General features: G+C 37.6%; 8 protein-coding genes. 1 reads left to right on the forward strand and 7 read right to left on the reverse strand.

Features of this window, described 5'->3' with window-relative positions; translation table 11 throughout:
* From AC1DDX_RS18410 to AC1DDX_RS18435, 6 genes are all read right to left on the reverse strand, one after another.
* Window positions 1–861: MFS transporter (locus AC1DDX_RS18410; protein WP_477622384.1), on the reverse strand; the 861-nt coding region annotated here is incomplete at its 3' end.
* Between the two features lie 87 nt (window positions 862–948).
* Window positions 949–2,004 carry a nucleoid-associated protein gene (locus tag AC1DDX_RS18415; protein ID WP_172662278.1) on the reverse strand — a complete coding sequence of 352 codons (1,056 nt, stop codon included), beginning with the start codon at window positions 2,002–2,004 and terminating at the stop codon, window positions 949–951.
* A gap of 8 nt (window positions 2,005–2,012) precedes the next feature.
* Window positions 2,013–2,804 carry a TerC family protein gene (locus AC1DDX_RS18420; RefSeq protein WP_048908198.1) on the reverse strand — a complete coding sequence of 264 codons (792 nt, stop codon included), beginning with the start codon at window positions 2,802–2,804 and terminating at the stop codon, window positions 2,013–2,015.
* A gap of 85 nt (window positions 2,805–2,889) precedes the next feature.
* Window positions 2,890–4,191 (reverse strand): hypothetical protein, encoded by a 1,302-nt coding sequence (locus AC1DDX_RS18425; protein WP_337717048.1) that lies wholly within the window; start codon window positions 4,189–4,191, stop codon window positions 2,890–2,892.
* On the reverse strand, window positions 4,188–4,715 hold the full coding sequence (locus AC1DDX_RS18430; RefSeq protein WP_337717050.1) for a hypothetical protein: 528 nt from the start codon (window positions 4,713–4,715) through the stop codon (window positions 4,188–4,190). The genes AC1DDX_RS18425 and AC1DDX_RS18430 overlap by 4 nt, the downstream gene beginning before the upstream one ends.
* 1 nt (window position 4,716) lies before the next feature.
* On the reverse strand, window positions 4,717–5,262 hold the full coding sequence (locus tag AC1DDX_RS18435) for an RNA polymerase sigma factor (protein WP_172662280.1): 546 nt from the start codon (window positions 5,260–5,262) through the stop codon (window positions 4,717–4,719).
* A 232-nt stretch (window positions 5,263–5,494) separates the two neighbouring features.
* On the opposite strand from AC1DDX_RS18435, the gene aspS reads away from it, so the two are divergent.
* Complete coding sequence (aspS, locus tag AC1DDX_RS18440) at window positions 5,495–7,240, forward strand: aspartate--tRNA ligase (protein ID WP_337717052.1); 1,746 nt, start codon at window positions 5,495–5,497, stop codon at window positions 7,238–7,240.
* Window positions 7,241–7,284: 44 nt separating this feature from the next.
* On the opposite strand, the gene AC1DDX_RS18445 is transcribed toward aspS, so the two are convergent.
* A partial coding sequence (locus AC1DDX_RS18445; RefSeq protein WP_477622385.1) for a hypothetical protein occupies window positions 7,285–7,687 on the reverse strand: 403 nt, incomplete at its 5' end.

A 7,687-nucleotide genomic window follows, 5' to 3' on the forward strand; every position in this document is an offset into this window, starting at 1 on the left:
GGCTATACCCCACAAAAGAATGTATCTGGAGTCGTTAAAATCGACCTTACAAGTGTTTTCAATAAATGATTGGGCATAAAACTGACCGGTGTACCAAATAACCCCTTGCCCCATGGTTGCACCAAAAAGAGCCAGTAGCACCATTTTAAAGTTTGCTTTGTGGCTAAAGCTTTCTTTCAATGGATTTTTAGATATATTGCCCTCTGTTTTTAATTTAGTAAACATTGGCGACTCATGCATTTTCATTCTGATGTAAATGGAAACGCCTACCAGTAAAATGGATAATAGGAATGGAACTCTCCAACCCCAGGCAGCAAAATCTTCGGCACCTAGCAGGTTTTTAGTTAACACAATTATCCCTAATGAAAGGAACAATCCTCCGGTTGCCGTAGTTTGAATCCAGCTGGTAAAGAAACCACGTTTATTTGCAGGGGCATGTTCAGCCACATAAGTAGCGGCTCCGCCATATTCACCACCAAGGGCAAGGCCTTGTATCAATCGTAAAATCAACACCAAAATTGGCGCAGCATAACCAATACTGGAATAGGACGGGATAAGCCCAATAAGAAAGGTTGATCCACCCATGAGTACCAGAGTCAAAAGAAAAGTATATTTTCGACCAATAAGATCGCCCAAACGGCCGAACACCAAAGCACCAAACGGCCGCACAATAAACCCAGCAGCAAATATTGCAAGGGTATTTATTAATGCTGAAGCTCCTGCATCTGCAGGAAAAAGCTGTGATCCGATAATGGTGGCCAGACTGCCGAAAATGTAGAAATCATACCATTCGATTAGTGTACCCAGGGACGACRCCCCAATTACTTTGAAAATGCTATTCTTTTGTGGTTCAACGTTCATATTATAGTTTAGGATATTTGGCTTACCACTAAACTACAATTATTTATTAATTACCGACAAACATTTTAACTATAATGCCAAAGCCGGTTACTCTTCCTCTCTGAAATAAACCTTATAGTAATTCATAGATTTATCATCGTCGAAACCTTTTTCTATCAGCTCTTTATCTCCATGGATATAAATATGAAAGTTCTTATCCAGTTTAAGCACACTTTTAAAAACACGCGCCTGTTTCTTTACCGCAGCGCCTGAGATATCAAAACTATCTGGAATAGGTGCATCAAATTCTTCTTCGTAATTTTTCTTATAGTTTTTAAAGGCCTCAATCCCTTCAGAATTGCCAATAACTTCATTCGAGAACTCATCAATATCAAAGCTTTCTTTCTCTTTAAAGTATTTCATAGACTTGTTTAATAAATCTATTTTATCGGCCTTAGAGATATCAAATTCCTGATCCAGTTTCTCCGTAACAAAGTTTTTGTATACACCCAATACATTGTTTGTCTGGTTGAAATTATCATTTCTCGTTTTCAATTTCAGAAACTCATCTTTCCAGTAAACAGCCTCTGCACTACGGTTTGTTTGATCTATCACCGCTACTCTGAAGCCTTCTTCTTTATCGGTATTAAAAATAAGACAGCCTTTATCAAGCTTATTGATGTTAATAGCATCCTGTTCGTAGCTTAAACCAAATCCGCTATTTTCTGGATATACTTTTAAATAAGTCTCTTTAGTTTCTGATTTAAAGATACCAATAGCATCATGAAGCTCACCTTCTATCTGCACATTTTCGAAATAGGCAAGATAAAGCTCTCCCGATTTTATTTTCGGATGCCCTGATACATCGTACAGGTATTTAGCAAGTTCTTTACTGTTTTCGTGAAAGGTTTCGCCTTTTTCAAATATTTCTGACGCAAAATGATATACTTCATTTAAGTTCAGATCTGAGTTGGGATGAAAGAAACGATAAATCTCGTTTACCTTTTCGTACGGACCAAGAAAATACTGCTGTAATAGGTTGCTCAACATATTGTCTTGTATTGCTACAGACTGCTCAGACAACACGTAAAATTCGTCTTGCGATTTATTTCCAATTCTATGTATGGAAAGCTCAGCAAGGGAGGCTTCAAAAAAAGAAATCATTAATGGTATTAGTTTTTAGTTTCCTCTTCACGAGGGGTATTTCTCAACTCAATAGGTTTTTTCGCATTTTTCTTCATTTTCAAATTCAGCATCTCTACTAAAACTGAAAAAGCCATAGCGAAATAAATATATCCCTTAGGAATATGCTGATCTAAACCTTCTGCCAATAGCGAAACACCAATTAACAACAGGAATGACAAAGCAAGCATTTTTACAGTAGGATGATCGTTTACGAAATTACTGATTGCACTAGCCGAGAACATCATTATAATCACAGCAATAACAACTGCAGCAATCATTATTTCAACGTGTTCTGCCATGCCTACGGCAGTAATTACCGAGTCTAAAGAAAATACAATATCTAAAAGCAAAATTTGAATGATTACACCGGCAAAGGAGTGAACCTTCCCCTTTATTTCTTTTTCTTCTTCACTTTCCAGTTTATCATGTATTTCATGAGTACTCTTATAAATTAAAAAGAGCCCCCCTACAATAAGGATTAGATCACGCCCCGATATCGAAAGTTTTGCTAACCATTCTGCGTTAGAAACACCTATTAAATTGCCTAGATTAAACAATTCGGATGTTAATGTCATCACCCAGGTAAGTGACAATAATAAAAGAACACGGGTAATCATTGCAAGAGCCAAGCCCAATTGTCTGCCTTTTTTTTGCTGATCAGCTGGCAATTTGCCCGACAGGATAGAAATAAAGATAATGTTATCTATCCCCAAAACGATCTCTAAAACGGTCAGGGTCAGTAGTGATATCCAAGCTTCCGGGCTGCTCAAAAATTCCATAGTTTTTAAATTATATTTTGAAGCTAAGATATAAAAAAAGCTTGCTGAATTATCAACAAGCTTTTGTAGTGTTTGGTTTATAATTTTATTTAAATGATACTGACCCGTAATCAGAATTGACCTTTACTCTGGCACCACCTCCATTACCTATTTTACCGGTATAGTTTTTAGTTGTCGACCCTCTATCTCCTCCATCAGTAATTCTTGCAGAAACCCTGTCGCCATAATTAAATGAAGCATAGCTGGTATGCACATCAAAATCGGCATTAAATGAATTGTTAAAATTAATAGAGATACCTAGGTATCCACCGTCAACAGTTAGCAATTTGCAACCATTGGTTACCTCATCAATACTTAGTTTGTTGTATTGCATATCGAACTTTCCATCGCCTCTTAAAGTTCCAATGCTGGCGCTTGTATATTGGGCATTCAGATCCAGATTGCCTACTGATGAAATGCTGATATTGTTATATTGCTGTCTGATTTTGGCATTTCCCTTAATGGCATTTATATTAACATTCGCATATTGAACATCAAGGTCAAGGTTTTCTACAGATCCTAGGGTAAGGCCTGAACCATATTGTTGCTTAATAATTGCATTTCCTTTAATGTTGGTTACATTAACTGCGGCATATTGGGCATCGATGTCAAGCGTATTGGCTGCGCCTATAGTTAATCCCGATCCATATTGGTGTTTCACAATGGCTTTGTTTACAGATTGAACATTATTGTTGCCATACTGAACAGAGATGTAGTTATTGGTGCTATTTAAGTTCTGCGCTTTGAAATTGCCATATTGTACTTTTACATAGAGTGGCCCGTTTAGGTCACCCATAGTTACATCACCATAATTTTGCGACATGGTTAATGCATTTGATGCGGGCATGTAAACAACATAATTAATCTTCACTTCTCTGCGCCACCTTCGACCATTTCGACTTCCATTGCCCCAATTGCCATTTTTTTGCTCCATTGTGGTTTTAAAAACAATCTGGTCTCCAGATTTTCCGGCTTCTATGGTAGTGTTATCCAACAATTTCTGGGCTTCTGCATCATTGCTGCTGTAAGCTTTAATATCAACATCTACTTTTACTTCTTTTCTGTCCCATACTTTAACCAGTATTGATCCGTATTGGTTACTCAGTATAATTTTATCAGAATTATCTGCAGGAAATGTTTTGCTGAATGTTTTTGATCTCATCGGATCATCATCCGCTTCAGTTGTGCTTTGCACAAAGCTTACAGGCGCCTCAATATTGATGTTTGTTTTCTGCGAAACATTAACGGCCAGTTCTGTATTTCCGTTACTTTCAATATTTACAGATTGTGCATTGGCAAAGCTTGATACAAGCAGCAGGGCTGCAAGAATTCCCCCTAAATTTTTCATATTTTATTTTCCCTTTTATATTGACTGACCTCGTTAATAATAGATAACTGCTGATTTATTACCTGTAGCTGAAGCTCAAGATTCTTTACCATCGCTCTCACAACTAGCTTCTGATTTGGGCTGCTCTCCAACTGTTTCTTTAAGTTCTCGTAGTCGGCGCCCAGTTTTTGTAAATCGGCACTAAACTCACTGTATAGTTTTGGATTTTCCTGTGCATAAACCATCAGGCTATCTTTTTTCTGCGCAATAAGGCTGGCAAATTTCATCTCTTTCTGCGCATATCCCTGATTTACATCGGCTATTTCTACACCTGTTTCCCTGTTACGATAAGTATATATAAAAGTAACTGTCATCACCACGATCAGGGATGCAGCTATAGCGAACCACAACGGCACCCTCAAAGGCTTTTTTACTTTTTCTTTGTCTAATGCTGTTTCAATTTTACCCCACAACTGATCTGATGGTGTTCCAACATCAAAAGATTTTTTATGTTCTCTAATATACTCTTCTAACTTTTTGCTCATCTTATGCTCCTCTCTTTTCTAATAAGCCGTTCAACTTCATTTTGGCTCTCATATACTGTGTACGTGATGTATTTTCTGATATTTTTAGGATATGTGATATTTCTTCATGGTCATATCCTTCAAATAAGTACAGCGTTAACACCACCCTATATCCATCTGGAAGCCTGGCCACGGCCTCTCTGATTTCATTTACCTTAAATTCTAAATCTTCTTCATCCTCTGCCTCGGTATCCGCAATATCTACTTCATCAATGTTTATAAATTCTGCTTTTCGTTTCCTCAGCTGATTAATTGATTTATTAATGATGATCTGCTTTAACCATAATCCAAAAGTAGTTTCGCCTCTAAAGGTTTCTATTCTTGTAAAGGCATCTAAAAACCCCTCCTGCAAAACGTCTTCTGCCTCGGCTTCATGATTAACTATCCTCAGAGCTACATTGTACATAGCTTTAGCATACAATTTGTAAATTTCAAATTGTGCTTTCCGATTGCCTTGTCGGCAATCGGAAACTAACTCTACGTGTTTATCTATGTATACTGTTTCCAATGTTTTTCTGATTCGTTTAATATGACAACTACTTTTTTAAAACGTTGCATGTAGTATTAAAAAATTTTCATTTTCTTGATTTTACAGGCTACCATCCTCACCTCTTCTAAGCATAGTCATGACTTTTTTTCTTAATTCAAACAGATAATCAATTAAATATAGCAAGTAAAATCGCCAGCATTTAAAATATGTGGTTCAAAATGAATATTTTTGCCGCTTAATAATTTTAATAATGTTAAGAACAACTACTTGCGGCGCTTTAACCATTAAGAACTTAGGAGAAAATGTAATCCTTTGCGGTTGGGTACAGAAATCAAGAGATTTAGGAGGCATGACCTTCATAGATATCCGTGACAGATACGGGATTACCCAATTGGTTTTCAATATGGATGATAATCGTGAATTATGTGAAGCTGCCCGTGGTTTAGGAAGAGAGTTTGTAATTAAAGCCAGCGGATTGGTGGTAGAACGCTCTAACAAAAACCTTAAAATGCCAACAGGAGAGGTTGAGATAAAAATCACTGCCCTTGAAATATTAAATGCAGCTAAACTACCTCCCTTTTTAATAGATGATGAAACTGACGGCGGTGATGACTTACGAATGAAATACCGCTACCTTGATTTGCGTAGAAATCCGGTTCGTAACAACATGATATTACGCCATAAAATGGCGCAGGCAGTTCGCCGTTATTTAGATGGATTAGACTTTATAGAAGTTGAAACACCGGTACTTATTAAATCTACGCCTGAAGGCGCAAGGGATTTCGTTGTTCCAAGCCGTATGAATGCAGGTGAGTTCTATGCACTTCCGCAATCTCCGCAAACCTTTAAACAATTGTTAATGGTATCTGGCTTTGATAGATACTTCCAAATTGTGAAGTGTTTTAGAGACGAGGATTTACGTGCTGACAGGCAACCTGAATTTACCCAGATAGACTGTGAGATGTCATTCATTGAGCAGGAAGATATACTAAATACTTTTGAAGGTTTGATCCGCACTTTATTTAAAGAAGTTAAAGATTTTGATTTACCGGAAGTACCAAGAATGCAATATGCAGATGCAATGCGTTTTTATGGTTCTGATAAGCCCGATACCCGCTTTGACATGCAATTCGTTGAGATTACCGACCTGGTTAAAGGCAAAGATTTCCCTGTTTTTGACAATGCAGAACTGGTTGTTGGTATTAACGCAAAAGGTTGTGCCGGCTATACCCGCAAACAGGTTGATGAGCTTACAGACTTCATCAAACGCCCCCAAATTGGTGCGACAGGGCTCATTTATTTAAGACACAATGAAGATGGCTCATTAAAATCATCTGTAGACAAGTTTTACAATGAAGACGAGCTAAAGAAATGGTCAGCAGCGTTTAATACTCAGCCGGGTGATTTAGTATTAGTTATGGCTGGCATTCAAGACAAAGTGCGCAAACAATTGAGCGAGCTACGTTTAGAGATGGGGAATCGTTTGGGTTTACGCGATAAAAATAAATTTAGCGCTTTATGGGTACTCGACTTCCCTCTATTGGAATGGGATGAAGAGACCGAGAGATACCACGCAATGCACCATCCATTCACCTCTCCTAAGCCGGAAGACATTGATCTTTTAGACTCTAAACCAGGAGAAGTAAGAGCAAATGCCTATGATATGGTGGTAAATGGAACTGAAATTGGCGGTGGTTCAATTCGTATCCATGACAGGGCTTTACAGGCATTAATGTTTAAGCATTTAGGTTTTTCAGCTGAAGAAGCACAAAAGCAATTTGGATTCTTAATGGACGCATTTGAGTTTGGCGCTCCACCACATGGCGGCATTGCATTTGGATTCGATAGACTATGCTCTATTTTTGCTGGTCTTGATACCATCCGTGATGTAATTGCTTTCCCTAAAAACAATTCCGGTAGGGATGTTATGATTGATAGCCCTTCTACAATTGATGAAAAGCAATTGAAAGAATTGAAAATAAAGACAACGGTTTAGTTGTTAAAAGAGAAAAGGGAGTTCAAACAACTCCCTTTTCTCTTTTAATACGTTTCACTGTCAGGTGGAATACCATAATCAACATCCGCGCCTTCTTTCTCTTTCTTTTTCTTAGAACCAGTAAACCACGATTTAACGGAATTAAAAATAGCTGACAAATGTTCTGCATCTAAGGTTTTTCCTACTTTATTCGATGCCAGTCCAACAAGGGTTTTAGTAAGAAACCCGGATCCTCTGAATAATGTAGTATTCATAATAAAAGGCAAGATATAAGACATCACGCTACTGCTCAGATTCAGTTTATCATCCATCTTAAGAAAAGCTGACGGAGTTGCATATTTTTTAATTAATCCTCCTAAAGTAAACTGCCTGAAGTACACTTTGGTGTCATTAAACAATACTTCTTCCTGCATTGTATATTCAGCCTTTAGGCTAGCTACCGTTGCG

This window comes from Pedobacter sp. 10L46_2 (assembly GCF_056395165.1).

What these genes read in the sequence shown, in the direction of transcription:
- AC1DDX_RS18415 (WP_172662278.1), bottom strand. Translation starts at nt 2,004, where the DNA reads ATGATTTCTTTTTTTGAAGCCTCCCTTGCTGAGCTTTCCATACATAGA.
- AC1DDX_RS18430 (WP_337717050.1), bottom strand. Translation starts at nt 4,715, where the DNA reads ATGAGCAAAAAGTTAGAAGAGTATATTAGAGAACATAAAAAATCTTTT.
- aspS (WP_337717052.1), top strand. Translation starts at nt 5,495, where the DNA reads ATGTTAAGAACAACTACTTGCGGCGCTTTAACCATTAAGAACTTAGGA.
- AC1DDX_RS18420 (WP_048908198.1), bottom strand. Translation starts at nt 2,804, where the DNA reads ATGGAATTTTTGAGCAGCCCGGAAGCTTGGATATCACTACTGACCCTG.
- AC1DDX_RS18425 (WP_337717048.1), bottom strand. Translation starts at nt 4,191, where the DNA reads ATGAAAAATTTAGGGGGAATTCTTGCAGCCCTGCTGCTTGTATCAAGC.